The following is a 26,032-nucleotide window of genomic DNA, read 5'->3' as shown; positions in this document are numbered from 1 at the left end:
GGGACTGAGGGTCCGAGGGGGAATGGGAGAGGGCGGCGCCGTTGTCGGCGTCGCCCTCTACTGTTGTGTTCAGGGGAAAGCAGACAGAGTTCGCAGGGTTCGTTTCAGGGGTCACAGGGGTCACGGGGTCCGCTGGACGGGCCGGGGGTCGGGGGACGCGATGGACAGCGCGCTGTTCGGGGGCAGGTACGAGATCCGGGAGCTGCTCGGCTCCGGAGGCATGGCACGGGTTCATCTCGCGTACGACACCCGGCTCGGCAGGACCGTCGCCGTCAAGACCCTCCTGCCGGAACTGGCCCGGGACGCCGAGGCCCGGCGCCGCTTCGCGCGCGAGGCCCGCGCCGCCGCCGGGCTCAACCACCCCGGCATCGTCACCGTCCACGACCAGGACGAGGTGCGGACGGACGAGGGCATCGTGCCGTACCTCGTCATGGAGTACGTGGACGGCAGCACCCTCGCCGAACTGGCCCGCAGCCAGGTCAGGCTGGACATCGATCGGGCGGTCAGGATCACCTGCGACATCCTGGACGCGCTCGCCCACGCCCACGCCCGCGGGCTGGTCCACCGGGACGTCAAACCGTCCAACGTCCTGATCACCTCGACGGGTTCGGTCAAGGTCGCCGACTTCGGGATCGCCCGGGTCGTGCACTCGCTGACCCGGATCACCGGCACCGGATCGGCCCTCGGCACCCCCGGCTACATGTCACCGGAGCAGATCGAGGACCGCGAGGTGGACGCGCGCAGCGATCTGTACGCGGTCGGCTGCATGCTGACCGAACTGCTCACCGGCACCGTCCCGTTCCCCGGCCCGACGCCGCTCACGGTGATGTACGCGCACATCCACTCCACCCCGGAGCCGCCCTCGGCGCGGAACGCGGCGGTACCGCCCGAGCTGGACGTGATCGTCATCTCCGCCCTCTCCAAGAACCCCGCGCTGCGCCCGCGCAGCGCGGCCGCCATGCGCGACGACCTGAACGGCTGGCTCGCGGCACCCCGGGGCGGCGCCACCCCGGCCCTGCCGCCCGCCCCCGTCCCGCGGCCGGTCGTGCCCCTGCACCCGGCCTACAACCCGCCGCACACACCGCCGCACACCCCGGTTCCGCCGCCGCTGCCGATGCCACCGGCGTCGGGGCGGCCCGGCGAGGTGTACACGTCCCAGCAGTGGGGCACGGCGCCGGTCGATCCGCGCCGCGGCAAGGGACGGCGGCGCGCCCTCATCGCTGTTTCGGCGGCCGTGGTGCTGACGCTCGGCACGGTGCTCGCGGTCCGCCTCGGCTCCTCGCACGCCCCGTCCGAGCACACCGTCACGGCCCTGGACCTGATCGGCAAGCGGACCGTCGGCCGCGGCTTCGACGGGGCGGTCAACGGCACCGTCAACCCGTCCACGGCCAAGGGCGGCACGCTCAAGCTGATGTCGTACTACGCCCCCGACTCCCTGGACCCGGCGCGCTCCTACTCACCGCTCGCCTGGAACCTGGACCGGCTCCTGCTGCGCAAGCTCGTGGACTTCGCCCCCCAGCCCAGCGGGGCGGGCGCCGAACTCGCGCCGGACCTGGCCACCACCACCGGCACGGTCAGCGACGGCGGCCTCACCTACACGTACACCCTCAAGAAGGGCGTGACCTTCGAGGACGGCACGGCCATCACGTCCAAGGACATCAAGTACGGCATCGAGCGGACGTTCGCGACCGATCTGTTCAGCGGCGGACCCACGCATCTGCGGGACCTGCTCGACCAGGGCCAGTCCTACCCGGGCCCGTACAAGGACACCGACCCGGACCAGCTGGGCCTGAAGAGCGTGCTCACACCGGATGACAGCACCATCGTCTTCCATCTCGACGCGCCGTTCGCCGACTTCCCGTACGTGCTCGCGCTGCCGATGTCCTCGCCCGTGCCGAAGGCCAAGGACACCAAGGACAACTACGAGAAGCAGCCGGTCGCCAGCGGACCGTACAAGATCGCCTCCTACGATCGCGACAAGAAGCTGCGGCTGGTGCGCAACGACGAGTGGGACCCGGCCACCGACGGCATCCGCACGGCCCTGCCGGACGCCGTCGACTTCACGGTCGCGGCCGGCTCCGACGTGGTCGACGCCGCGCTGCTCAGCGGAGAGGCCGACCTGGACCCGGCCCAGGCCGGTGTGCAGGACGCCACCCGCACCAAGATCCTCGGCAGCGACAGCCTCAAGGCGAACGCGGACTCCGCGCTGATCGGGGCCGTCCGGTACTTCTCCCTGCAGACCGCCGTCGCACCCCTGAACGACTACCGCTGCCGCTGGGCGGTGCAGTACGCGGCGAACCGGACCGCGCTGCGCGACGCGGGCGGCGGAAAGGACGCGGGGGACGTCGCGGGCGGGATGCTGCCGCCGACGGTCGGCGGCTACGACCCGCATCTGAACACGTACGGCACGACCGCCGGCCGCACCTATCCCGACCTCGCCAAGCGCCAGCTGTCCGACTGCGGGCACGCGTCCGGCTTCTCGACCACCATCGTCACGGCCACCGGCAACCCCCGGACCAAGGCCATCGTGGAGAATCTGCGCACCCAGCTCGCCGCCGTCGGGATCACCGCCAAGACCGAGTACCCCGAGGCCGCGGACCTGTACGCGACGCTGCCCGACCAGAAGAAGATCAAGGAGCGTGGGTGGGGCATCATCCTCACCACCTGGCAGTCCGACTGGCCCACCCCGGCCGGCTTCCTGCGCCCGCTGCTGCTGACCGGCAGCCCGTCCAACTACGCGGCCCTCGCCGACCAGCAGCTGAAGGACCTGATGGACGAGGCCGACGCCAAGACCGACCGGAACTCCGCCGACAGCGTCTGGCGCACCGTCGACTCCACCTCGCAGGACCGGGGCACCCTGATCCCGTTCATGTACGTGCGGCAGCTCAACTACCGCTCGGCGCGGCTGACCAACGTCTATCTCCACCCGGCGCTGGGCGGTGTGGACATCCAGGCGCTCGGCCTCAAGAACTGACCGCCGGGTCCTCCGGGCTCCGTCCGCTGCGCGCCTTGGCCAGCGCTTCGACGAAGGCGTCCGTCGTGGCCGCGTCGCGGACGGCGATCCGCAGCCACCGCCCGTCGAGACCGGGGAAGGTGTCCGCGCGGCGGACCGCGAAGCCGAGGTCGCGCAGCCGCTCACGGACGGCGGCCGCGTCCTGCAGTTCGACCAGGACGAACGGCCCGGCGGGCGTGCCTGCGACCTCCAGTCCGTCGAACTCGCCCAGCCGGGCGAGCAGATACGCGCGGCAGACCGCGATCTCGGCCGCGGCCCGGTCCGCCTCCGCCAGCGCGTCCGGTGCCACACACGCCTCGATGGCGGCCAGCCCCGGCGACGAGACCGCCCACAGCGGCTGCGCGCGCTCCAGCAGGGCGATGTGCTCGGCGCCGGCGAGCACATAGCCGATCCGCAGTCCCGCCAGCCCCCAGGTCTTGGTGAGGCTGCGCAGCACGACGAGACCGGGTACGTCACGGCGGGCGGCCAGCGAGGCGGACTCGCCGGGTACGGCGTCCATGAACGCCTCGTCGACCACCAGGGTCCGGCCGGGCCGGGCCAGCCGTGCGACCACGTCGGACGGGTGGAGTGCCGACGTCGGGTTCGTCGGATTGCCGAGCACGACGAAGTCGGCGTCCTCGGGAACGGCCGCCGGATCGAGCCGGAAACCGTCGGCGGCGTCCAGGACCACCCGGTGCACGGCGTGTCCGGCGTCGCGCAGCGCCGCCTCGGGCTCGGTGAACTGCGGGTGCACCACGACCGCGTGACGCGGTGCGAAGGCCCGCGCCAGCAGCACGAACGCCTCCGCCGCGCCCGCCGTCAGCAGCACCTCGTCCACCGGCCGGCCGTGCCGCCGGGCGACGGCGGCCCGCGCCGCCCGCCCGTCGGGATAGGCCGCCAGGCCGTCGAGCGACGCGGCGATCGTCGCCTTCAGCCAGGCCGGCGGCGTACCGGCACGGACGTTGACGGCGAGGTCGGTCAGTACCCCGCCGTCGTCGCGCACCTCGGCGTCGCCGTGGTGCCGGAGGTCGTAGCCGTCCGTGCCGCCGGCACCGGAAGTGCCGTCAGTGGGAGTGGGCATGGTGACCGTGGTGGTGGCCGTGGTCGCCCGAGGGGTCGTCGGGGTGGTGGTGCGGCTGCTGCGGCATACCGACCCGGTCCTCGAAACCGGGCAGCTTGACGCGGTAGACGCAGGAGTCGCAGTTCATCCGCAGATCGCCCTTGAGGGTCTCGCGGTAGCGCTCCATCACCAGGTCGGCCAGCTCCGGCTCCGGGCCGATGACGGCCGCCTGCCGCACGTCGGTCGCCGGATGCGCGGCGGCCCATTCGGCGGCCTGGTCCCGGACCCGGTCCGGCAGGATGCCGGTGAACAGGAAGTACGGCAGCACGACGATGCGGCCGGCGCCCAGCTTGCGGCAGCGCTCAAGACCCGAGGGCACGTCCGGCGCGGCCAGCGACACGAACGCCGTCTCCACGCCCGCGTAGCCGCGGCCCTCCCACAGCAGCCGCGCGACCTTGTATATCTCGGCGTTGGCGTCCGGGTCGGTCGAACCGCGGCCGACGAGCAGCACCGTGGTGTCCGAGCGGTCGTCGTCGCCGAGCACCTCGTCCAGCCGCCGCTCCAGGATCGTCAGCAGGCCCGGGTGCGGGCCCAGCGGCCGGCCGTAGGTGTACGTCGTGCCCGGGTGCCGCTGCTCCTCGCGGGCCAGGGCGGCCGGGATGTCGCCCTTCGCGTGCCCCGCGGAGACCAGCACCATGGGGACCGCCGCGAAGCTGCGGACGCCCTGCGCCACCAGTTCCGCGACCGAGTCGGCGAGCGGCGGCGGCGACAGTTCGATGAACCCGCCGCCGACCGGCAGCCCGGGATTGTGCTCGCCGAGCTGCCGGACGAACGCACGGAAGGCTTCGGCTCCGGCCTCGTCACGGGTTCCGTGGCCGACGAGCAGGAGTGCGGGCGGGATCACAGCGAGTTCTCCTTGGTGAGGGGGGTGAGGGCTTCCGGGGCGGCGGGGCCGCCGGGACGTTCGGTGTAGAGCAGGGCGTTGAGCGCGGCGGACGCCACGGCGGAACCGCCCTTCTCGGAGATGTTGCTGACGGCGGGCAGACCGGAGGCGCGCAGCGCGGCCTTGCTCTCCGCCGCTCCCACGAAGCCGACCGGCAGACCGATCACCAGCGCGGGCGCGGCGTCCAGCGTCAGCAGTTCCTCGAGCGCGGTCGGCGCGCACCCGATCACCCAGACGGCACCGGGACCGACCTGTTCGTAGGCCAGCCGGATCGCGTGCGCGCTGCGGGTCAGCCCGGGACCCGACCGGCCGTCCTTGAGCCGGCAGACGACCGGCCGGGTGGTGATCCCGGCGGCGACCATCTCGACATCCGCGACGATCGGGGCGCCCGCGTGCAGCGCGGTGTGGGCGGCCAGCAACTCGGCCTCGTCACAGACGAGTTCCCCGGCGTACTCCAGATCGGCGCTGGAGTGGACGACCCGCTCGACCACGGCCCGCGTCAGCGGCGGGAAGTGCGAGGTGTCGAGCCGGGAGCGCAGTCTGCGGAACGACTCCTGCTCGATGGGGTGAACGGTGCGGGTCACAGGGAACCTCCCGGTCGTCGGATGGGCTGCGGGCCGGTCATGCCTGCCACCGGTAGCCGCGCGGGGTCACCATGCGGCCGGCCACGTTGCGGGTGGCGGTGTTGCCGACGGTCACGACGGTCACCATGTCGACCGTCGTCACATCCAGCGCCGCGATGGTCGTCACCTCGCTGCGCTCGTCAGGCCGGGACGCGGCGTGCACGACGCCGACCGGGGTGCCGGGCTCCCGGTGCTCCGCGAGCAGCGACAGCGCCTTCGGCAGCTGCCAGTCGCGGCCCCGGCTGCGCGGGTTGTAGAAGGTGACGATCAGATCGGACTCGGCCGCGGCGCGGACCCGGCGCTCGATGACGTCCCACGGTGTGTGCAGGTCCGACAGGCTGATCGACACATGGTCGTGGCCCAGCGGCGCACCCAGGATCGCGGCGGCGGCGAGCGCGGCCGTCACCCCGGGCACCCCGACGACGTCGATGTCGTCCGCGGCCTCGGCGAGCGCGGGGGAGGCCATCGCGTAGACGCCCGCGTCACCGCTGCCGATCAGGGCCACCGCATGGCCCGCGCGGGCCTGCTCCACAGCGGTACGCGCCCGCTCCTCCTCGGCACCCAGGCCGGATTCCAGGATCCGGGTGCCGGGCCGCAGCAGGTCCCTGATCTGGTCGACGTACTGGTCCAGGCCGACGATCACCGATGCCCGGCGCAGCTCCTCGCGGGCCCGCGGCGTCAGCAGGTCACGTGCGCCGGGACCGAGCCCGACCACCGAGAGCCGGCCGCGCGGACGGCGCCGCGCCACGGCGGCGGTCGCCATCGCGGGACCCTCCTGCGGCGCGGACTTCCGCTTGGGCACCAGCAGTTCGCCGCCCGGTGCCGCCGCGAGCGCCGCCGCCTCGGCGACCGACGGGGTGCCGACGGCCGCCAGCGGAGCGTCCGACGGGTTCGGTACGTCGATCCCGGCGAGCCGGTCCGCGGTGTACGTCAGCAGCGGCACCCCGAGCCGCTCGGCGGCCTCGACGATCCCCGCCTCGTCCGCCTTCGCGTCCACGGTCGCCAGCGCCGCGACCGAGCGGGGCGAAAGACCCGCGTCGGCGAGCGCGCTCCCGATCAGCGTCAGCACCTCGTCGGCCGGCACTCCCCGGCTGCCGCCCACGCCGACGACCAGCGACGGCGGGCGCAGCAGCACGGTCCTGGCGGCTGTATCCGCTGCGGCCACACGGTCGGTGACGATCAGTGAGACGTCACTGTCAGTGGCGGCGGTTACGTTGGGTGGCAGAGCAGGAAGGGGGTGGACGCCATGGGGGGTGTCCAGATGTACGGGGTCGCCGTCGAGGATCGCGCGGCTGACGGCCGCGACCGCGCCGTCGACGGGCCAGCCCAGCATGTCGAGTCCTGGCACCCCGGCGGCGTCGGTGGCGGTGCTGATCACCGGACGGCAGCCCAGTGCGTCGGCGACGCGCTGCGCCAGCTCGTTCGCACCGCCGCCGTGGCCGCCCAGCAGCGCTATCGCGTGCTGATGCGTCTCGTCCACCGTGACGACACCGGGATCGGTGTCCTTGCCCCGCAGCAGGGGGGCGATCAGGCGGACGACGGCGCCGGTGGCGAGGAAGCACACCAGTTGCTCGCATTCGGCGAACGCGCGACCGACCGCCTCGCGGACCGGCCCGTCGTAGACCCGGACCTCGTCGGGCCAGGCGGCGGCCAGGTGTTCGCAGCCGCGCTGCCCCGCCGAGGTGGCGGAAATCAGGCCGATCACAGAATTGCTCCTTCGGTGCCGGGCCGGGTGGCCCACAGGACGAATACGGGATTGTTGGCGGCGAGCCGGGTGACGCCGCCCGGCAGCGGTGCCAGCCGGGAGGACTGCAGCAGCAGACCGTCCGGTTCGAGACCGGCCGCGGAGAGGGCGGCGCGTACGTCGCCGACGCGGTCGACGGCCGCGAGGGTCACGACCACGGTCCGCCGGGCGCGCCTGGCGCAGGCACCGACGATGGCGGGCAGGTCGCGCCCGCCGCCGCCGATGAAGACGGCGTCCGGGTCCGGGAGCTGGGACAGCACGGTCGGGGCGGCGCCGTGCACGATCTGCACGTCCACACCGTGGGCCGCCGCGTTCGCCCGGATCCGCTCGATGCCGTCGGGGGTCTGTTCGACGGCGACCGCGGCGGCGCCGAAGCGGGCGCACTCCACGGCCACGGAACCCGATCCGGCCCCTATGTCCCACACGAGGTCACCGGTGCGCGGGGCGAGCCGCGACAGGGCCAGGGCACGCACCTCGAACTTGGTGATCATCGAGTCGCGGTACCCGAACGCCTCCTCGGGCAGCGCCCAGCCGGCCGGCGCGGGCGGCGGACCGGCGACGATCCGCTGGACCGGTGACAGCACCCGCGCCTCGTCCAGACAGAGCACGACACTCACCCCGGTGCCGGTCCAGTCGCGGACGGCGGCGTCGGCGGGGGAGACCCGCTCGACGGTCTCGTCCGCCGTGCCGAGAGCCGCCGCGACCACCAGCGTGCGCTCGAGGCCGGTCCGGGCCAGTGCGGCGCCCAACTCGGCGGGACCGGCCCCGGGACCGGTCAGCACCGCGGTCTTGGGGTGCGCGCGGCACACGTTGACGGCCGTTCGCGGATCACGGCCGTGCGCGCTGACGACGACCGCGTCGTCCCAGGACAGCCCCAGCCGGGCGAAGGCCACCGCGATGGAGGGGGAGGACGGGCGGACGTCCAGGGTCTCGGGGCCGAAGCGCGCCCCGAGGGCCCGGACGATGCCGAAGAACCCGGGATCACCGGAGGCGAGCACGGTCACCCGCCGGTCCTGGTGCTCCGGCGAGCCGAGGTGCCGCTCGATGCCGTCGAGGGCCGGGGCGAGCGGGCCGAGGACGATCTGCTCCACGCCGGCCGGCAGCCGCGCCGCCTCCAGATGGCGCCGCGCGCCGACGACGAGCGTGGCGCCTGCCGGAGCCGTCGCGGCGACGTCGGTACCGGTGCCCGTGCCGGTGGTGCCGGTGCCGATGACGGTGATCGCGCCGGGCGCGGGCGTGCCGGCGGTACGCGGCAGCTCAGGCTCGCGCGGGCCGGGCTGGGCGTACTGCTCGTACGGCGTCCGGCTCAAGGCCGTCCCTTCCTTCCGGGGTCGTGTCGCTGGTGGGGGCGGCTTACGCCTTGGACTCGCGCAACGCGCGCCGGGCCACCGGGTCCGCCCTGCGGAAACCGTGGAAGTGGCCCGGGTGGTACAGGTGCGAGCGGGTGCCGGACGCCGCGAGCGCCGGGCCGACGAGGAAGAGCGTGTGCTTCCAGAGCTTGTGCTCCTTGACCGTCTCCTCCAGCGTCGCGATCGTGCAGCGCAGCACGAGCTCCTCCGGCCAGGTCGCCTGATAGGCGATCACGACCGGCGTCTCCGTCGGATAGCCGCCCTCCAGCAGCTCCGTGACCAGCTGGCCCGACCGGGCGGCCGACAGGAACAGCGCCATCGTCGTGCCGTGCCGGGCGAACTCCCGTACCTCCTCGCCCGGCGGCATCGGCGTCTTGCCGCCGCCCAGCCGGGTCAGGATCACGGACTGCGCGACCTCGGGGATCGTCAGCTCGCGCTGCGCGATGGCCGCGACCGCGGAGAAGGACGAGACACCCGGGATGATCTCGACCTCGATGCCGAGCGTGTCGCACCGGTCGACCTGCTCCTGCGTACCGCCCCACAGGGCCGGGTCGCCGGAGTGGATCCGCGCCACCTTCAGGTCCTCGGCCTGCGCCCGCTCGTAGACCGCGACGACGTCCTCCAGCGACATCGTCGCCGAGTCCAGGATCTCCGCGCCCTCACGGGCGTGCTCCAGCACCTCCGCCTGCACCAGGCTCGCCGCCCAGATGACGATGTCCGCGGCCGCGATGGCGCGGGCCGCCCGGAACGTCAGCAGGTCGGCGGCGCCGGGCCCTGCCCCCACGATGGTCACCTTGCCGGTCACAGCTTGCCTCCACGGGTGTCCCGGCGGGCGGGAGCGATCAGTGTCGAGAGATAGGGGAGCGGGCCTTCGAGCAGCTCGGAGGCGGGGCGGATGGACTCCTCGGGCAACCCGAGCGCGGAACCCCACACGGCGCCCTCGGTCCTGCCGGTCTCCCGCAGCGCGGTCGCGACCTCCGCCGCCAGCCGGCCGAACTTGTACGCCACGACGGTGCCCGGCCCCTCCAGGGCCTCCTTCAGCACCGCCGACCCGGCCGTGACGGGCACGAGCGTCAGCGGCTCGGTCCCCTCGGCCAGCACGGCACCGCTGCGCGCGGCGAGGTCCTGCATCGCGGTGATGCCGGGGACGGTCTCGACGGCGACGCCGTCGACCAGCTCCCCGACGGTCAGCGCGAGATACGTGAACGTCGAGTAGACGTTGGGGTCGCCGATCGTCGCGAACGCCACCGTGCCGTGCGTCCGCAGCAGTTCGGCCACCTGCTCGCCCGCCGCGTCCCACGCGGCCTCACGCCGTGCCCGGTCGGTCCGCTCGTTCAGCGCGAACACGATCCGTACGATCTTCTCCTGCTCCACATAGTGCAGCACCGTCGCCTCGGCCCTGCCGCGTTCGAGGGTGTCCATCACGGGGACGACCACGACCGCCGCCGCCCGCAGGGCGTTCACACCCTTGACGGTCACCAGCTCCGGATCGCCGGGGCCCACCCCGACCCCGATCAGCCGCCCGCTCATTCGGAACACCTCTCCACCAGTCTTCGGGCCACGCTCGGAACGGCGGCCCAGTGCACATGCAGATACGAGGCGTGCACGCCCCCGTGGACGAATCCTTCGACACGGCGCTCCGGCCGCGTCACCCCCCACGCGGGCGTGGCGCCCGCGCCCGGTTCGATGACCGTGCGGTGGAACTCATGCCCGCGCACGCGGGTGCCGGCCTCCGCCAGCACGCTGTCCGAGACCGCCACCGCCTCGCGGTACCCGAGGGTCAGCCGCTCCGACATCCGCGCGGTCGCGTCGAGCACGCCGCACATCGGCCTCCCGTCCAGCTCCCGCGCCAGGTAGAGCAGGCCAGCGCACTCGGCGGCGACCGGCGCCCCGGAGGCCGCCAGTTCCGCCACGGCCTTGCGCAGCGGCTCGTTCGCCGACAGTTCCGGCGCGTAGACCTCCGGGAAGCCACCGCCTATCACCAGCGCGGCGGTTTCGGCGGGGAGTTGCTCGTCGCGGAGCGGGTCGAAGGTCACGACCTCGGCTCCGGCCGCCGTCAGCAGTTCCGCGTGCTCCGCGTACGAGAACGTGAACGCGGGCCCGCCCGCGACCGCAACCACCGGGGCTTCGCCCCGGACCTGGTCCAGGTGCGGGCCGGTGGCCCGGTTGTGCCCACCCTCCCCCAACCTTCGGCCGGGAGGTGCCCCCATCTCGCTTCGCTCGCCCTGCGGAACGCCTGCCCACAACTCGGGGGGTCCGGGGGGCGGAGCCCCCTGGTTTCGGGAAGGGGCGGGGCGGGGGAAGAGCCCCGCAGGGTTCCACGGGGCGGCGTCCAGGGGCGGGGCGCCGCGCGCCAGGCTCAGCAGGGCTTCCAGGTCGCAACCGGCACGGACCTGGGCGGCCATCGCGCGCACCGCGCCGACCGCGTCGGCGCTGCGTTCGGCGACCGGGACCAGTCCCAGGTGCCGGGAGGGGACGCTGACCTGTTCGGTGCGGCGCAGGGCGCCGAGAACCGGCACGCCGGACTCGTCCAGCGCCTCGCGGAGCAGAGCTTCGTGGCGGTCGGAAGCGACCTTGTTGAGGATGACGCCCGCGACCCGTACCTCCGGGTCCCAGGACGCGAAGCCGTGCACCAGCGCGGCTACGGACCGGGACTGCGACGAGGCGTCGACGACCAGCACCACCGGGGCGCGCAGCAGCTTCGCCACCTGGGCGGTCGACGCCAGTTCGCCCTGCCCCGCGGCCCCGTCGTACAGGCCCATGACGCCCTCGACGACCGCCAGATCCGCCCCGGCCGCCCCGTGCAGGAAGAGCGGGGCGATCAGTTCGGGGCCGCACATGAAGGCGTCGAGATTCCGGCCCGGGCGGCCGGTGGCGAGCGCGTGGTAGCCCGGGTCGATGTAGTCCGGGCCGACCTTGTGCGGGGACACGGCGAGGCCGGCCCCGGTGAAGGCCGCCATCAGCCCGGTGGCCACGGTGGTCTTGCCGCTGCCCGAGGAGGGCGCGGCGATGACCAGACGGGGGAGGGACGTCACCACTCGATGCCCCTCTGGCCCTTCTGGCCCGCGTCCATCGGGTGCTTGACCTTCGTCATGTCGGTGACGAGGTCGGCGGCCTCGACCAGCTTCTCCGGCGCGTTGCGGCCGGTGATGATCACATGCTGGGTGCCGGGGCGGTCGTTGAGGACCTGGATCACCTCGTCGATGTCCACCCAGCCCCAGTGGATCGGGTACGCGAACTCGTCCAGCACGTACAGCTGGTACGTCTCGGCGGCCAGGTCCCGCTTGACCTGCTCCCAGCCCTCCTTGGCCGCTTCCTCGCTGTCGGCGATGTCGCGCTGCACCCAGGACCAGCCCTCGCCCATCTTGTGCCAGGCGACGGTGCCGCCCTCGCCGGAGTCGCCGAGGACCCGCAGCGCCCGCTCCTCGCCGACCTTCCACTTCGCCGACTTGACGAACTGGAACACCCCGATCGGCCACCCCTGGTTCCATGCGCGCAGCGCGAGCCCGAAGGCGGCCGTCGACTTCCCCTTGCCGATGCCGGTGTGCACGATGGTCAGCGGCCGGTTGCGGCGCTGGCGCGTCGTGAGCCCGTCGTCCGGCACGCTGCTCGGCTGTCCCTGCGGCATTACGCGGCCCTCCGCACATCACGTACGAGCGCGGACACGGTGTCCGCGCGCAGTTCCTCCAGCGTCACGGCGGTCCCGGCGAGGTCGAGCGCCAGCGCGCCCGCCAGGCCGAGCCGCACGGGACCCGACTCGCAGTCGACGACGACCGACGCCACGCCCTCGGCGTTCAGCAGCCGCGCCGCCCGCGAGGCCAGCTGTACGGGCTCGGGTCCGCCGGTCGCCCGGCCGTCCGTCACCACGACCAGCAGCGGCCGGCGGGACGCGTCCCGCAGCCGCTCGATCCGCAGCACCTCGCGCGCCTTCAGCAGCCCGGCCGCCAACGGCGTCCGGCCGCCCGTCGGCAGCACCTGCAGCCGCGCCGCGCCCGCCTCGACCGACGACGTCGGGGGCAGCGCCAGTTCGGCGTCCGCGCCGCGGAAGGTGATCATCCCGATCTTGTCGCGCCGCTGGTACGCGTCCATCAGCAGCGACAGGACGGCGCCCTTGACGGCGGTCATGCGCTGCCGGGCGGCCATGGAGCCGGAGGCGTCGACGACGAACAGCACCAGATTCGACTCCTTCCCCTCCCGCACCGCCTGCCGCAGATCGTCCTTCCGGATCACCAGACCGGGACCGCTGCGCCCGCGGGCCCGCTGGTGCGGGGCCGCCGCGTGCACCGTCGCCGCCAGATGCAGCTTCGTCAACTGGCCCTGCGGCCGCCGCGCGCTCGTCGTCCTGCCGTGCGCGGTCCGCGCCCGCGACCGGCGGCCTGCCGCGCCCTCGCCCATACCGGGGATGGTGAACGCCTTGGTCTTGAACGGCTCGCCCGCCGGCGCGGCACTCTGCTCGCCACCGCCCGACGCCCCGCCCTGCTGCTGACCGGCGGACTCGTCGGGTGCGGGAGTCTCCTCCGGACTCTCCTCGGGCCCGTCCTGCGGTCCGTCGTCAGGACCACCCTCCGGCGGCTGCCCGCCGCCGTCGTCGGGGCCGTCCGGATCCGGGTCGTCCTCCGGGTCCGGGCCGCCGCTGTTCTGCTCCAGCGTGTCGTCGAGCTTCGACTCGTCGAGGCCCGGCGCGTCGAAGGGGTTGCGGCGGCGCCGGTGCGGCAGCGCCAGCAGCGCCGCCTGCCGGACGTCCTCCGCGATGACCTCGGTCCGCCCGTCCCACGCGGCCAGCGCGGTCGCGGTACGCGCCATCACGATGTCCGCGCGCATCCCGTCGACCTCGAACGCCGCGCAGGTCGCGGCGATCTGGCGCAGCGCCCGGTCACCGAGCACCACGGACGGCAGCAGCGCCCGCGCCGCCACTATCCGCGCCCGCAGCGCGTCCTCGTCGCCCGACCACTTCCCGGCGAACGCCGCCGGGTCCTCGTCGTACGCGAGCCGGCGCCGTACGACCTCGACGCGCTCGTCCGTCTCGCGGGACGCCGCGACCTCCACCGTCAGCCCGAACCGGTCGAGGAGCTGCGGGCGCAGCTCGCCCTCCTCCGGGTTCATGGTGCCGACGAGCAGGAAGCGGGCCGCGTGCCGTACGGAGACGCCCTCGCGCTCGACGTAGGAGGCGCCCATGGCGGCGGCGTCCAGCAGCAGGTCGACCAAGTGGTCGTGCAGCAGGTTCACTTCGTCGACGTAGAGCACGCCCCGGTGCGCGTCGGCCAGCAGCCCCGGTTCGAACGACTTCTTGCCCTCGGACAGCGCGCGCTCGATGTCCAGCGAACCGACCAGCCGGTCCTCAGAGGCACCGACCGGCAGCTCCACCATCCGCGCGGCGCGGGCGGTGCCCGCGCCGACCGCGTGCGGGCCGTCCGGGCACGCCGGGTCCGGCGCCGCCGGATCGCACGAGAACCGGCACCCGCCGACGACGGCGACGTCCGGCAGCAGCGAGGAGAGCGCCCGCACGGCCGTCGACTTGGCGGTGCCCTTCTCGCCGCGCACGAGCACACCGCCGACCGCCGGCGATACGGCGTTCAGCAGCAGCGCGAGCCGCAGGTCGGTCATCCCGACGATCGCGGTGAACGGATAGGGGGTGCTCATGAGTCGCCTTCCAGGTCGCCTTCGAGCTGCAGATAGATCTCGCGGAGCTGGTTCAGGGTCTCCGGGTCGGGCTCGGCCCACAGACCTCGGTCGGCGGCCTCCAGCAGCCGTTCGCTGATGCCGCGCAGCGCCCAGGGGTTGGACTTCTTCATGAAGTCCTGGTTCTCCTTGTCGAACACGTACTCCGCCGCGAGCCGCTGGTACATCCAGTCGTCCACGACGCCGGCCGTCGCGTCGTACCCGAAGAGGTAGTCGACGGTCGCGGCCATCTCGAAGGCGCCCTTGTAGCCGTGCCGGCGCATGGCCGCCATCCAGCGGGGGTTGACCACGCGGGCGCGGAAGACGCGGTGCGTCTCCTCGCCCAGGGTGCGGGTCTTGACCTGGTCGGTGGTGGCGCTGTCGCCGACGTAGGCGGCGGGGGAGACACCCGTCAGGTGGCGGGTCATCGCCACCATGCCGCCGTGGTACTGGAAGTAGTCGTCGGCGTCGACGATGTCGTGCTCGCGGGTGTCGACGTTCTTCGCGGCGACCTGGATCCGGCGGAACGCCTGCTCCATGTCCCCGCGCGCCGCGCGGCCGCCCAGGCCGCGCCCGTACGCGTAGCCGCCCCAGACCGCGTAGACCTCGGCGAGGTCGGCGTCCGAGCGCCAGTTGCGGGCGTCGATCAGCGGCAGCAGGCCGGCCCCGTAGGCGCCCGGCTTGGAGCCGAAGATGCGGGCCGTGGCACGGCGGCGGTCGCCGTGTTCCGCCGTGTCCTCGTCGGCGTGGGCGCGGACGTAGTTGGACTCGGCGGGCTCGTCGAGTTCCGCGACGGCCTGGACGGCGTCGTCGAGGAGCTGGATGACGTGCGGGAAGGCGTCGCGGAAGAAGCCGGAGATGCGGACCGTCACATCGATGCGCGGGCGGCCCAGCTCCTCCAGGCCCACCACCTCGAACCCGGTGACGCGGCGTGAGGCGTCGTCCCAGACCGGGCGGCAGCCCAGCAGGGCGAGGATCTCGGCGATGTCGTCGCCCTGGGTGCGCATGCACGACGTGCCCCACACCGTCAGGCCGACGGACTTCGGGTACGCGCCGGTGTCGGTGAGGTGCCGCTCCAGCAGCGAGTCGGCCAGCGCCGTGCCGACGTCCCAGGCGAGCCGGGACGGGATGGCCTTCGGGTCGACGGAGTAGAAGTTGCGGCCGGTCGGCAGGACGTTGACCAGGCCGCGGGTCGGGGACCCGGACGGGCCGGCCGGTACGTAGCCGCCGCGCAGCGCCCGCAGGATGTTGTCGATCTCGTCGGTGGTGCGCTCCAGCCGGGGCACGACCTCCTCGGCGGCGAACTCCAGGATCCGCACGGCGTCCCGGACGGGCGAGCCGAGCACCTCCGTCACGATCCCGGGGGCCGCGGCCCGGCTCCAGCCGGACTCCTCCATCGCCCCGGCCAGCCGGCGCGCGAGTGTCTCCAGCAGGTCGACGGCGTCGGCAGCCGTTCGCGCCGGCCCGTCGGCCAGCGCGGTCAGTGAGGCCGGCACCGCGAGCCGGGCGCCGGGTTCGGCCAGCAGCGCCTTCTCGTCGAGGCCGAACGCCTCGGCCATCGCGGCCCGCAGACCCGGCAGCGCGGCGCCGACGCCGCCCCACACCTGGGAGGAGCGCAGGATGGCCAGGACCAGGTTGACGCGGGCCCCGCCGACGGGGCCGCCGCCGAGGATGTGCAGACCGTCGCGGATCTGCACGTCCTTGATCTCGCAGAGCCAGCCGTCGATGTGCATGACGAACTCGTCGAAGGCGTCCTCGTCGGGCTGGTCGTCGACGTGCAGGTCGTGATGGAGCTCGGCGGCCCGCACCAGCGTCCAGATCTGGCTGCGGACGGCCGGGGTCTTCGTCGGGTCCAGGTCCGAGACGAGCGCGTACTCGTCGAGGAGCTGTTCCAGCTTGGCGAGGTCGCCGTAGGTGTCGGCGCGCGCCATCGGCGGCACCAGGTGGTCGACGACGGTGGCGTGGCCGCGCCGCTTGGCCTGCGTGCCCTCACCCGGGTCGTTGACGATGAACGGGTAGACGAGCGGCAGTTCGCCCAGCACCGCGTCCGGCGCGCAGCCCGCCGACAGGCCGAGGCCCTTGCCGGGCAGCCACTCCATGGTGCCGTGCTTGCCCATGTGGACGATGGCGTCGGCGCCGAACGTGTTGTCGAGCCAGCGGTAGGCCGCCATGTAGTGGTGCGACGGCGGCATGTCCGGGTCGTGGTAGATCGCGATCGGGTTCTCCCCGAAACCGCGCGGCGGCTGGATCATGACCACGACGTTCCCGAACTGCAGGGACGCCAGGACGATGTCCTCGCCGTCGAGGTAGAGGGTGCCCGGCGGCTCTCCCCAGTGCTCCAGCATCCCCGCGCGCAGCTCGGGGTCGAGCGTCGCGAACCACCGCTGGTAGTCGGCGAGCGGAACCCGGGCCGGGGCGGCGGACAACTGCTCCTCGGTGAGCCACTCGACGTCGTGGCCGCCGGCGGCGATCAGCCGGTGGATCAGCTCGTCGCCGTTGTCCGGGTACCCGTCGACGGCGTATCCGGCGCCGCGCAGCGCGTCCAGCAGGCCGACGGCCGAGGCGGGGGTGTCGAGGCCGACCGCGTTGCCGACCCGCGAGTGCTTGGTGGGGTACGCGGTGAAGACGACCGCGAGCTTCTTCTCCGGGTTCGGCTTGTGCTTGAGCGCGGCGTGCCGGACCGCGATCCCGGCGACGCGCGCGGCGCGTTCGGGGTCGGCGACGTACACCGGGACATCGCCCTCGCCGGTCTCCTTGAAGGAGAACGGGACGGTGATCAGCCGGCCGTCGAACTCCGGGATCGCCACCTGCATCGCCGCGTCCATCGGCGACAGCGCCGCGTCGGAGGCCGCCCAGGCCGCGCGGGACGAGGTCAGGCACAGGCCCTGGAGGACCGGGATGTCCAGATCGGCGAGCGCGCCGATGTCCCAGGCCTCGTCGTCCCCGCCCGCCGAGGCGTCGGAGGCGCGGGTGCCGCCGGACGCCAGGACGGTCGCGACCAGTGCGTCCGCCCGGCCCAGCAGTGCGTACAGGCCGGCGTCCGCGCCGCGCAGCGTCCCGCAGTACACGGGCAGCGCGTTGGCGCCCTTCGCCTCGATCGCGGCGCACAGCGTGTCCACGAAGCCGGTGTTCCCGGACAGTTCGTGGGCGCGGTAGAAGAGCACCCCGACGGTCGGGCGGCCCTCGGTGAACGGGTACGCGCCGTGCGTCCCGTACTGCGGCATGGTGGCCGGGGGTTCGAAGCCCTCACCGGTCAGCAGCACCGTGTCCGACAGGAAGCGGGCCAGCTCCACCAGGTTCGCCGAGCCGCCCTCGACCAGATAGCGCAGCGCCTCCGCGACGACGCCCGCCGGAACCGAGGACTCCGCCATCAGTTCGGCGTCCGGCACCGACTCCCCGCCGAGCAGCACCGTCGGGATGCCGGACGTGCGCAGCGCGGCGAGTCCGTCCTCCCAGGCGCGCTTGCCGCCGAGCAGCCGCACGACGGCGATGTCCGCGCCCTCGGTCAGCGCGGCCAGGTCGCCGGGGCCGACCCGGGTCGGGTTGCCGATCCGGTAGTCCGCACCGGAGGCGCGGGCCGCCAGCAGGTCGGTGTCGGCGGTGGACAGCAGCAGAACGGTGGTCACGGTGCCCCCGGAGCAAGGAAGGGTAGGCCGGCGGGTGCGCCGTCCTCGATGAGCCGCATGAGCGCGGCGGTGTCCGCGTGTTCTTCGATCAGGTCGCCGAGGCGGTCGAGCTGTTCCTCGCGCAGCGCCCCGAAGGAGGTGCCGGGTGCGGGGACGAAGCGGCGGCCGGCCTGTTCGGCGATCCGGCGCAGGAAGGCGCGGCGGAAGCCGTCGCTCTCCAGCGAGCCGTGCCAGTGGGTGCCCCAGACGGCGCCCGACCGGCAGCCGTCCAGTGCCCGACCGTTGTCGGCGGTCATGAACGGCCCGTCGCCGCCGAGCACTTCCGCGACCCCGTGGTGGATCTCGTACCCCTCGACCGGTTCGCCGAGCGCCTCGCCGACCGGCCGGGCCAGGGTCTTCTCCGCCGCGAACCGGACGCGGACGGGCAGCAGTCCGAGCCCGTCCACCCGGCCGGCGCGCGACTCGATCTCGTCCTCGATCGTCCCGCCGAGGATCTGGTAGCCGCCGCAGATGCCCAGCACCGGACGGCCCTCCGCGGCCCGCCGGACGATCGCGTCGGCGAGCCCGCGCTCGCGCAGCCAGGCCAGCGCTCTGACAGTGCCCCGGGTGCCGGGAAGCACCACCAGGTCGGCGTCGGCGAGTTCCTGCGGCCGGTCGACGAAGCGCACGACGACGCCCGGCTCGGCGGCCAGCGCGTCGACGTCGGTGAAGTTCGACATCAGCGGCACGGCGACGACCGCGACCCGCAGGATGTCCTCGCCGTGCGGCGGGGTGACGACGGACTCCCGTACGGCGCCGCGCATCGAGACCCGCAGCCCGTCCTCCTCGTCGATGCCCAGCCCGTGCGCGAACGGCAGCACGCCGTACACCGACCGGCCGGTCAGCCCGCGCAGCATGTCCAGGCCCGGCTCCAGCAGCGAGACGTCGCCGCGGAACTTGTTGACGAGGTAGCCGCAGACCAGTTCCTGGTCCTCGGGGCTGAGCAGCGCCGTCGTGCCGAAGAACGAGGCGAAGACGCCGCCCCTGTCGATGTCGCCGACCACCACGACCGGCAGCCGTGCCGCGCGGGCCAGGCCCATGTTCACGATGTCGTTGTGCCGCAGGTTGATCTCGGCCGGACTGCCCGCCCCTTCACAGATCACCGCGTCATACGTGCCCCGCAGTTCGGCCAGGCACTCCACCACGACGGGGAGCAGCGTGGACTGTTTCCCACCGTGGTAACCGCGGGCGCTCATCTCTCCCACCGGCTTGCCGAGCAGCACCACCTGGCTGCTGCTGTCGCTGCCGGGCTTGAGCAGCACCGGGTTCATCAGCGCCGTCGGCTCGACCCGCGCCGCCTGCGCCTGCATGGCCTGCGCCCGCCCGATCTCCGCGCCCTCGCGCGTCACGAACGAGTTCAGTGACATGTTCTGCGCCTTGAAGGGCGCGACCTTCACACCCTGCCGGACCAGCCAGCGGCAGATGCCCGCCGTGACGACGCTCTTGCCCGCGTCGGACGTGGTCCCGGCGACCAGCAGCCCTCCGCCGGTGCGGCTCGCGCCGCGCGTACTGCTCATCGGGTTCCCTTCTCGGTGGATGCCGACAGCGCGGTGACGGCCAGCCGCCCGCCGGCGCAGACCGCCAGCGCCAGCACGCCGACGCGGCGCGAGAGCCGTACGGCGCGGGCGATGTCGGCGACCTCGGGCGGCCGGTTGCCGGCGCCCAGCACGGCGCGGTGCTCCACGCGGCCGGCGTAGGCGAGGGTGCCGCCGAGCCGGACGCCCAGCGCGCCCGCGAAGGAGGCTTCCACCGGGCCGGCGTTGGGGCTGGGGTGGCCGGCGGCGTCGCGGCGCCAGGCGCGCAGCGCGCCGCGCGGATCGGGTCCCGCGAGCGTGGCGAGGACGGCGGTCAGCCGGGCGCCGGGCCAGCCGGCGACGTCGTCGAGGCGGGCGGAGGCCCAGCCGAACCGGCGGTAGCGCGGCGACTTGTGGCCGGCCATCGCGTCCAGGGTGTTGACGGCGCGGAAGCCGACGAGCCCCGGGACACCGGCGGCCGCGCCCCACACCAGGGCGCCGACGACCGCGTCCGAGGTGTTCTCGGCCACGGATTCCACGACGGCCCGTGCGATCTGCGCGGCGTCCAGGGCCTGCGGGTCGCGGCCGCACAGGTTCGGCAGCCGCTCACGGGCCGCTGCGAGGTCGCCCGCCTCCAGCGCCGCGGCGACCGCCAGCGCTTCACGGCCCAGCGAGGTGCCGCCCAGCACCGACCAGGTGGCGGCCGCGGTCAGGGCGACGGTGGCGGTGGGGGAGGAACGGACGGTCCGTGCGGCCAGCGCGGCGGCGGCGGTCGCGCCGCCCGCGCACAGCGCGGTGTACAGCGCGCCGTGGCCGCGGTGGTCGCGCCACAGCCGGCGTTCGGCGGCGGCCGCGGCGCGGCCGAACACGGCGACCGGGTGGCCGCGGCGTGGATCGCCCGCGATCAGGTCGCCGAGATGGCCGAGGGCGGCGCCGCACGCGAAGGCGTGTCCGGCTCGCACGGCGTCAGCCCGCCGTCACGCCTCGACGGGACAGGGCCTGGGGATCCGGTGGAGTACGACGGCGGCCGGGCATGGCAGGAGTCCTCACTCAGGGTCCGCGCCCTGGTTCGACGTGACCGGCGGTTGAGAGTCTCCTGGCTCCCGGGTCCGCGCACCCCGGACCGTCCGGCCGATCGCTCGGGCCTGACGTTCGGGTTGGGGTGCACTCCCCGGTGACAGTGGCGGGACCGCGCCGGATTCACACCGGACTTCCTCTCCTACCGCCGTATGGCACCGGGCAGTCCACCACGTGCCGCGAACCCCGTCAACTCGCTGTTGACCTGCGACGGAAGATGTGCGAAGGCCCACACCCGCGGGTTCGCGGATGCGGGCCTGCGCCGTCGGCGCGCCGTGCGTCGCAGAGGATCAGGCGACGATCAGGAAGATGCCGTACGCCACCGCCGCCGCGCAGAGCGCGAAGCACGCGTAGGCGCCGGTCCGGGTCAGGACGGCGGAACCGCCGGAGACGGCGGCTCCGTCCGTGCCGGACTCGCGCTTGGCGAGTCCGACGATGCCGAGGGTGAAGACGCCCACCAGCCCGATGGTCACCGCGAGGGTGACGCCGAGGACGGTACCGAGGGCCTGCCAGTCGATCTGCATGGTGCTGATTCCTTCCGTGCCGGGATCAGGCCGTGGCCGGTGCGGCGTCGGCGGGGGAGGCGACGGCCGCGGGAGCCGGGATGGTCGCGGCGAGCGGGGCGACCGGTCCGGCGGGCGGCGGGCTGACGGCCGCGATGGCGGCGGTGACCGCACCCTGCGACTCGACCGGGAGCTCGTTGACGTTGCTGTGGTCGATCGGCTTGCGGCGCGAGGCGAGCCAGATCGCGGTGCAGGCGGCGAGCGCCAGGACGGCGACCCCGGCGATGCCCCACGTGCCCTGGTCGGCCAGCAGTGCGGCCCCTGCGGCCACCAGGCCGGCGGCGGGCAGCGTCAGGCCCCACGCGGCGACCATGCGGCCCGCGGTGCTCCAGCGGACCACCGCGCCCTTGCGGCCGACACCGGAGCCCATCACGGAGCCCGAGCAGACCTGGGTGGTGGAGAGCGCGAAACCGAGGTGCGAGGAGGCCAGGATGGTGGCCGCGGCGCCGGTCTGGGCGGCGAAGCCCTGCGGCGCCTCGATGTCGGTGAGGCCCTTGCCCATCGTGCGGATGATGCGCCAGCCGCCGAGGTAGGTGCCGAGCGCGATGGCGGTGCCGGCCGAGACGATGACCCACATCGGCGGGTCGGCGTGCGGGGCGACGACTCCGCCGGTGATCAGCGCGAGGGTGATGACGCCCATCGTCTTCTGCGCGTCGTTGGTGCCGTGCGCGAGCGAGACCAGGCCGGCCGAGGCGATCTGCCCGGCCCGGTAGCCCTTGGCGGTCGCCTTCGGGTCGCTGTTGCGGCCGATCCGGTAGGTGAGCTTGGTGGCGAGCATCGCCGCCAGGCCCGCGACGACCGGGGCGGCGAGCGCCGGGATCAGGACCTTCATGACGACCTTGTCGCCGTTGACGCCATGGGCGCCGACGGAGACCAGGGTCGCGCCGATGAGGCCGCCGAACAGTGCGTGGGAGGAGCTGGACGGGAGCCCGGCCAGCCAGGTCAGCATGTTCCAGACGATGGCGCCGACCAGACCCGCGAAGATGACTTCCGGTCGGATCCCCGCGCTCTCGTCGATGATGCCGCCGGAGATGGTCTTGGCGACTTCCACGGACAGGAAGGCGCCGAGGAGGTTCAGCACGGCGGACATGGCCACCGCCGTCTTGGGCTTGAGCGCGCCGGTGGAGATGGTGGTGGCCATCGCGTTGGCGGTGTCGTGGAAACCGTTCGTGAAATCAAACACGAGAGCGGTCACGATCACGATTCCGATCAGGAGCGTGATGTGTTCCATTTACCCAGGCAATCGTTTGATCGGACAGTGGCGGTGGCGACCGTACGGAGCCTGAGTGAACGGAAGGTTAACTGGCGGCGGCCGCATGGTGCCGGTGCCCGCGGACCGGATTCTTCAGGCCATGCCGGGTGTTGGGGCGACTGCGCTGCCGCCGGGGACCCGGCCCGGCACCGCCCCCGGAATTCGTTTCAGTGCCGCCCGGAGATCCGGTCCGCGACGCGTGCCACCGGGTCCGTTTCGCTGCTGCGCCCGGACAGCTCACGGCGGTCCGCGCCACGGTAGGCCGCGTACATTCCGTGCACCCCGATCCAGCGGAACGGCTCAGGCTCCCAACGCCGCACCCGGTGGCCCACCCAGGGCAGCGCGGTCAGTTCGGTGCCGTGCCCCTGACCCGAGTCCAGCTGCACCAGATCGCGCAGCGTGCGCGCCGCCAGGTTCGCCGTCGCGACGCCGCTGCCGACGTAGCCGCCCGCCCAGCCGAGCCCGGTGGCCCGGTCCAGCTCCACGCTCGCACACCAGTCGCGCGGCACGCCCAGCACCCCTGACCAGGCATGTTCGATCGCCACCCCGGCGGTCGCGGGGAAGAAGCGGACCAGGATCTCGCGCAGCGCCTCGACCGTGGCCGGCTGCGTCCGCCCGTCGTTGTCCGTCCGCGAACCGAAGCGGTACGGCACCCCGCGGCCGCCCAGCGCGATCCGGTCGTCGGCCGTGCGCTGCGCGTACATGTACGCGTGCGCCATGTCGCCGAGCGTCTCGCGGCCCTCCCAGCCGATGGTGTCCCACACCTGCCGCGGCAGCGGCTCGGTGGCGATCATCGAGGAGTTCATCGGCAGCCAGGACCGCTTCTGCCCCTTGAGTGAGGCCGTGAAGCCCTCCGTGCAGCGCAGCACGTACGGGGCGCGCACCGTTCCGTACGGGGTGATCGCGTGTTTCGGCTTGATCTCGGTCACCGTGGTGGACTCGTGGATCACCACGCCCAGCGCCTCGACGGCCTTCGCCAGCCCCTGCAGAAGCTTCACCGGATGTATACGGGCGCCGTGCGGCGTCCAGGTGCCGCCGGAGGTCCCGGCGACCCGGATCCGCTCCGCGGACTCGCCCGCGCCCAGCAGCAGCCGGTCCTTCTCGCCGAAGGCCACCTCCGCCGCGTGGAACGCCTTCAGCCGGGCGAGCTGCGCGGGGGAGTGCGCGACCTCCAGCACCCCGCCCTTGACGATGTCGGCGTCGATGCCCTCCTCGGCGGCGATCCGCACCACCTCGTCGACCGTCTCGTTCATCGCGTGCTGCAGCGCGACCGCGGCCTCATGGCCGTGCAGCTTCGCGTACCGGTCGCGGCCCGCGATGCCGTTGTACAGCCAGCCGCCGTTGCGCCCCGACGCCCCGTAGCCGCAGAACTTCTGCTCCAGCACCGTGATCCGCAGGAACGGCACGGCCTTCTTGAGGTAGTAGGCGGTCCACAGGCCCGTGTAGCCGCCACCGACGATGCAGACGTCCGCGGTCGTGTCACCCGGCAGTGGCTCGCGCGGCGCGGGTACGCCGGTCTGCGAGTACCAGAAGGAGATGCCGCCGTTGACGGTGGTCATGATGCCCCTGCAATCCGTGATGCGATCCGGTGGGCCGTGGTGTGCGGCCGGTGGTGTGCGGGACGGTACTGCGCCCCGCGAGGACGCGGCAACGCCCAACCTGTAAGGATCGACGGATGCGCGATGCCATGGAGAAAGCCTGGTCGGAGCTGGTCGCCACGGCCCGGCGCAGTGTCACGGACGGCCTGGTGGTCGGTACGTCCGGCAATGTCTCGGTCCGGGTGGGCGATCTGGTGCTGGTGACGCCGACCGGCGTCCCGTACGACCGGCTCGGCCCCGTCGACGCGGTCGCCGTCGATCTGGACGGCCGGCAGGTCGCCGGACGGCTGCGCCCCACCAGCGAGCTGCCGATGCACCTGGCCGTCTACCGCGGCACGGGTGCGCGGGCCATCGTGCACACCCACGCGGTGCACGCCACGGCCGTCTCGACCCTGGTGGACGAACTTCCGGCGATCCACTACATGGCGGCCGCGATGGGCGGCCGGATCCGGGTCGCGGGCTACGCCCCCTACGGCACGGACGAACTGGCCGCGCAGGTGCTGCGGGCACTGCGCGACCGCAGCGCGTGCCTGATGCGCAACCACGGCACGCTCGTGTACGGCGCCACACTCGATCAAGCGTACGACCGTACGGCGCAGCTGGAGTGGATGTGCCAGGTCTGGCTCACCGCCCGCTCGGTCCCCGGACTGACCCCCGCCCTGCTGTCGGACGCCGAGCTGGACGACGCGGGCGGGCGGCTGCGCGGCTACGGCCAGCCCGGCTGACACCGCCCGGCCGGAACCGCCGGTGACCCGGCCGGCCGCTGTCCACTGGCCGCATCGCGCCGCCCCGCCGACACTGGAACCGATGCGTATACGAACCGTGGCGGCCGTGGCCGCCACCACCGTGCTCGGTGCCGGCGCGGCCGCTGTGGCGGCCGGACGGTACGTGTCCGACCTCGCCCTCAAACCGTCCACCGACGGCCCGGAGCCGGACGAGCGGGTCACCGTCCACGCCACCGCGCCCGGCCAGGTCAGCATGACCCGCGCCCTGGCCTCCCTGCGGCCGGGCGTCTACGGGCTGTCCGGCGACGGCGTGCACGCCGCGGTCGGCGAGGTGCTGTGGACGACACCGGACACGGTGGCCCGGCGCCTGGACCGCGTCTACAGCGGCGCCCTCGACCCCGGCACGATGGTCCGGATGACGGCCCAGGTCCACGCGGGCGACCCGCGCAGCGCCCTCGGTCTGGACTACGCCGAGGTGCTGGTGCCCGGCGAACTCGGTCCCCTGCCCGCCTGGTTCGTGCCCGGGGCCCGCTCGACGTGGGTGATCACCGTGCACGGCCTCGGCGCGACCCGCGAACTCCCGCTCAATGTCCTGCCGGCCCTGCACGGCCACCGTTTCCCGGTGCTCGACCTCGCCTACCGCAACGATTCCGGCGCCCCGCCCTCACCGGACGGCCTCGGACACCTCGGCGACACCGAATGGCGCGACCTCGACGCGGCGATGAAGTACGCCGCGGAGTACGGCGCCGAGCGGTTCGTCCTCTACGGGTGGTCGACGGGCGCCACGATGGCGCTGCGGGCCGCCGACCACTCGGCGCTCCGGGGCCGGATCAGCGGGCTGATCCTCGATTCACCCGTCCTGGACTGGAAATCGACCGTGCGCGCCGCGGCGTTTTCCCACGGCGTGCCGGGAGCGCTCGTACCGCTCGGGGTGCGCGCCGCGGAGGGCCGCACCGGGCTGCATGCGGAACGCATCGCGGACGCCGCGGACCCCGCCCGGCTGAGCGTTCCCGCACTGGTCGTGCACGGCCCGGACGACACCCTCTCGTCCTGGTCAGGATCGCGCCAACTCGCCGCGAGGCGACCGGATCTGGTCACGCTCCACACCGTCCCCGGCGCCTCCCACAGCGCTATGTGGAACGTCGACCCGGCGTCGTACGAAGAGGCCCTGCGACGCTTCCTGACGCCTCTGATGTAGCGCTCGGCACGGAGCCGGGAGCGCAGCGTGAGGGGCGCCGCCCCGGAGCGCGTTTGGGATTCTGGGGCCTC

At 73.6% G+C, this 26,032-nt stretch carries 19 protein-coding genes and 1 riboswitch; of the genes, 3 read left to right on the top strand and 16 right to left on the bottom strand.

The window, feature by feature from the left end; translation table 11 throughout:
• The first annotated feature begins 160 nt into the window (after window positions 1-160).
• A complete protein-coding gene (locus tag C8250_RS13280) occupies window positions 161-2,974 on the top strand; it encodes an ABC transporter substrate-binding protein (protein WP_187144828.1) in 2,814 nt (937 codons plus the stop codon).
• Here C8250_RS13280 and cobC read toward each other — a convergent pair.
• From cobC to C8250_RS13200, 16 genes are all read right to left on the bottom strand, one after another.
• Window positions 2,964-4,073: an Rv2231c family pyridoxal phosphate-dependent protein CobC gene (gene cobC / locus C8250_RS13275; RefSeq protein ID WP_138355020.1), complete on the bottom strand. Its 1,110-nt coding sequence runs from the start codon at window positions 4,071-4,073 to the stop codon at window positions 2,964-2,966. The genes C8250_RS13280 and cobC overlap by 11 nt on opposite strands.
• On the bottom strand, window positions 4,057-4,956 hold the full coding sequence (locus C8250_RS13270; RefSeq protein ID WP_138355019.1) for a sirohydrochlorin chelatase: 900 nt from the start codon (window positions 4,954-4,956) through the stop codon (window positions 4,057-4,059). Before C8250_RS13270 ends, cobC begins: the two co-directional genes overlap by 17 nt.
• Complete coding sequence (locus C8250_RS13265) at window positions 4,953-5,579, bottom strand: precorrin-8X methylmutase (RefSeq protein ID WP_138355018.1); 627 nt, start codon at window positions 5,577-5,579, stop codon at window positions 4,953-4,955. The genes C8250_RS13270 and C8250_RS13265 overlap by 4 nt, the downstream gene beginning before the upstream one ends.
• Window positions 5,580-5,616: 37 nt before the next feature.
• On the bottom strand, window positions 5,617-7,323 hold the full coding sequence (cobJ, locus tag C8250_RS13260; RefSeq protein WP_138355017.1) for a precorrin-3B C(17)-methyltransferase: 1,707 nt from the start codon (window positions 7,321-7,323) through the stop codon (window positions 5,617-5,619).
• A complete protein-coding gene (gene cbiE, locus C8250_RS13255; protein ID WP_244809816.1) occupies window positions 7,320-8,573 on the bottom strand; it encodes a precorrin-6y C5,15-methyltransferase (decarboxylating) subunit CbiE in 1,254 nt (417 codons plus the stop codon). Before cbiE ends, cobJ begins: the two co-directional genes overlap by 4 nt.
• 142 nt (window positions 8,574-8,715) lie before the next feature.
• A complete protein-coding gene (gene cobM / locus C8250_RS13250; protein WP_138355016.1) occupies window positions 8,716-9,516 on the bottom strand; it encodes a precorrin-4 C(11)-methyltransferase in 801 nt (266 codons plus the stop codon).
• Window positions 9,513-10,241 carry a precorrin-2 C(20)-methyltransferase gene (gene cobI / locus C8250_RS13245; RefSeq protein WP_138355015.1) on the bottom strand — a complete coding sequence of 243 codons (729 nt, stop codon included), beginning with the start codon at window positions 10,239-10,241 and terminating at the stop codon, window positions 9,513-9,515. The genes cobM and cobI overlap by 4 nt, the downstream gene beginning before the upstream one ends.
• Window positions 10,238-11,746, bottom strand: a complete 1,509-nt coding sequence (locus tag C8250_RS13240; RefSeq protein WP_187144827.1) for a cobyrinate a,c-diamide synthase — start codon at window positions 11,744-11,746, stop codon at window positions 10,238-10,240. The genes cobI and C8250_RS13240 overlap by 4 nt, the downstream gene beginning before the upstream one ends.
• Window positions 11,743-12,339, bottom strand: a complete 597-nt coding sequence (gene cobO, locus C8250_RS13235) for a cob(I)yrinic acid a,c-diamide adenosyltransferase (protein WP_138355013.1) — start codon at window positions 12,337-12,339, stop codon at window positions 11,743-11,745. Before cobO ends, C8250_RS13240 begins: the two co-directional genes overlap by 4 nt.
• Entirely contained in the window at window positions 12,339-14,351 is a 2,013-nt protein-coding gene (locus tag C8250_RS13230; protein WP_138355012.1) for a putative cobaltochelatase, read from the bottom strand. Before C8250_RS13230 ends, cobO begins: the two co-directional genes overlap by 1 nt.
• Window positions 14,348-17,995, bottom strand: coding sequence for a cobaltochelatase subunit CobN (gene cobN, locus C8250_RS13225; protein ID WP_138355011.1), 3,648 nt, complete (start codon window positions 17,993-17,995; stop codon window positions 14,348-14,350). The genes C8250_RS13230 and cobN overlap by 4 nt, the downstream gene beginning before the upstream one ends.
• Window positions 17,992-19,551, bottom strand: coding sequence for a cobyric acid synthase (locus C8250_RS13220; RefSeq protein ID WP_138355010.1), 1,560 nt, complete (start codon window positions 19,549-19,551; stop codon window positions 17,992-17,994). The genes cobN and C8250_RS13220 overlap by 4 nt, the downstream gene beginning before the upstream one ends.
• Complete coding sequence (locus tag C8250_RS13215; RefSeq protein ID WP_138355009.1) at window positions 19,548-20,510, bottom strand: cobalamin biosynthesis protein; 963 nt, start codon at window positions 20,508-20,510, stop codon at window positions 19,548-19,550. The genes C8250_RS13220 and C8250_RS13215 overlap by 4 nt, the downstream gene beginning before the upstream one ends.
• 127 nt (window positions 20,511-20,637) lie before the next feature.
• A riboswitch (cobalamin riboswitch) is annotated at window positions 20,638-20,766 on the bottom strand.
• 149 nt (window positions 20,767-20,915) lie between these two features.
• Window positions 20,916-21,149 carry a hypothetical protein gene (locus tag C8250_RS13210; protein WP_138355008.1) on the bottom strand — a complete coding sequence of 78 codons (234 nt, stop codon included), beginning with the start codon at window positions 21,147-21,149 and terminating at the stop codon, window positions 20,916-20,918.
• A 25-nt stretch (window positions 21,150-21,174) separates the two neighbouring features.
• Entirely contained in the window at window positions 21,175-22,419 is a 1,245-nt protein-coding gene (locus C8250_RS13205; RefSeq protein WP_138355007.1) for an inorganic phosphate transporter, read from the bottom strand.
• A gap of 188 nt (window positions 22,420-22,607) precedes the next feature.
• Complete coding sequence (locus C8250_RS13200) at window positions 22,608-23,999, bottom strand: FAD-dependent oxidoreductase (RefSeq protein ID WP_138355006.1); 1,392 nt, start codon at window positions 23,997-23,999, stop codon at window positions 22,608-22,610.
• 116 nt (window positions 24,000-24,115) lie between these two features.
• On the opposite strand from C8250_RS13200, the gene C8250_RS13195 reads away from it, so the two are divergent.
• Window positions 24,116-24,763 carry a class II aldolase/adducin family protein gene (locus tag C8250_RS13195; RefSeq protein ID WP_232484797.1) on the top strand — a complete coding sequence of 216 codons (648 nt, stop codon included), beginning with the start codon at window positions 24,116-24,118 and terminating at the stop codon, window positions 24,761-24,763.
• Between the two features lie 82 nt (window positions 24,764-24,845).
• Window positions 24,846-25,961 (top strand): alpha/beta fold hydrolase, encoded by a 1,116-nt coding sequence (locus C8250_RS13190; RefSeq protein WP_138355005.1) that lies wholly within the window; start codon window positions 24,846-24,848, stop codon window positions 25,959-25,961.
• Window positions 25,962-26,032 lie beyond the last annotated feature (71 nt).

Origin of the sequence: Streptomyces sp. So13.3 (assembly GCF_005860785.2) — a bacterium.
Taxonomy (GTDB): Bacteria; Actinomycetota; Actinomycetes; order Streptomycetales; family Streptomycetaceae; genus Actinacidiphila; species Actinacidiphila fildesensis.
This window is presented reverse-complemented; position numbering and strand designations above follow the sequence as displayed.

What these genes read in the sequence shown, in the direction of transcription:
- C8250_RS13280 (WP_187144828.1), top strand. Translation starts at nt 161, where the DNA reads ATGGACAGCGCGCTGTTCGGGGGCAGGTACGAGATCCGGGAGCTGCTC.
- cobC (WP_138355020.1), bottom strand. Translation starts at nt 4,073, where the DNA reads ATGCCCACTCCCACTGACGGCACTTCCGGTGCCGGCGGCACGGACGGC.
- cobI (WP_138355015.1), bottom strand. Translation starts at nt 10,241, where the DNA reads ATGAGCGGGCGGCTGATCGGGGTCGGGGTGGGCCCCGGCGATCCGGAG.
- cobO (WP_138355013.1), bottom strand. Translation starts at nt 12,339, where the DNA reads ATGCCGCAGGGACAGCCGAGCAGCGTGCCGGACGACGGGCTCACGACG.
- C8250_RS13230 (WP_138355012.1), bottom strand. Translation starts at nt 14,351, where the DNA reads ATGAGCACCCCCTATCCGTTCACCGCGATCGTCGGGATGACCGACCTG.
- C8250_RS13220 (WP_138355010.1), bottom strand. Translation starts at nt 19,551, where the DNA reads ATGAGCAGTACGCGCGGCGCGAGCCGCACCGGCGGAGGGCTGCTGGTC.
- C8250_RS13210 (WP_138355008.1), bottom strand. Translation starts at nt 21,149, where the DNA reads ATGCAGATCGACTGGCAGGCCCTCGGTACCGTCCTCGGCGTCACCCTC.
- C8250_RS13205 (WP_138355007.1), bottom strand. Translation starts at nt 22,419, where the DNA reads ATGGAACACATCACGCTCCTGATCGGAATCGTGATCGTGACCGCTCTC.
- C8250_RS13200 (WP_138355006.1), bottom strand. Translation starts at nt 23,999, where the DNA reads ATGACCACCGTCAACGGCGGCATCTCCTTCTGGTACTCGCAGACCGGC.
- C8250_RS13195 (WP_232484797.1), top strand. Translation starts at nt 24,116, where the DNA reads ATGCGCGATGCCATGGAGAAAGCCTGGTCGGAGCTGGTCGCCACGGCC.
- C8250_RS13190 (WP_138355005.1), top strand. Translation starts at nt 24,846, where the DNA reads ATGCGTATACGAACCGTGGCGGCCGTGGCCGCCACCACCGTGCTCGGT.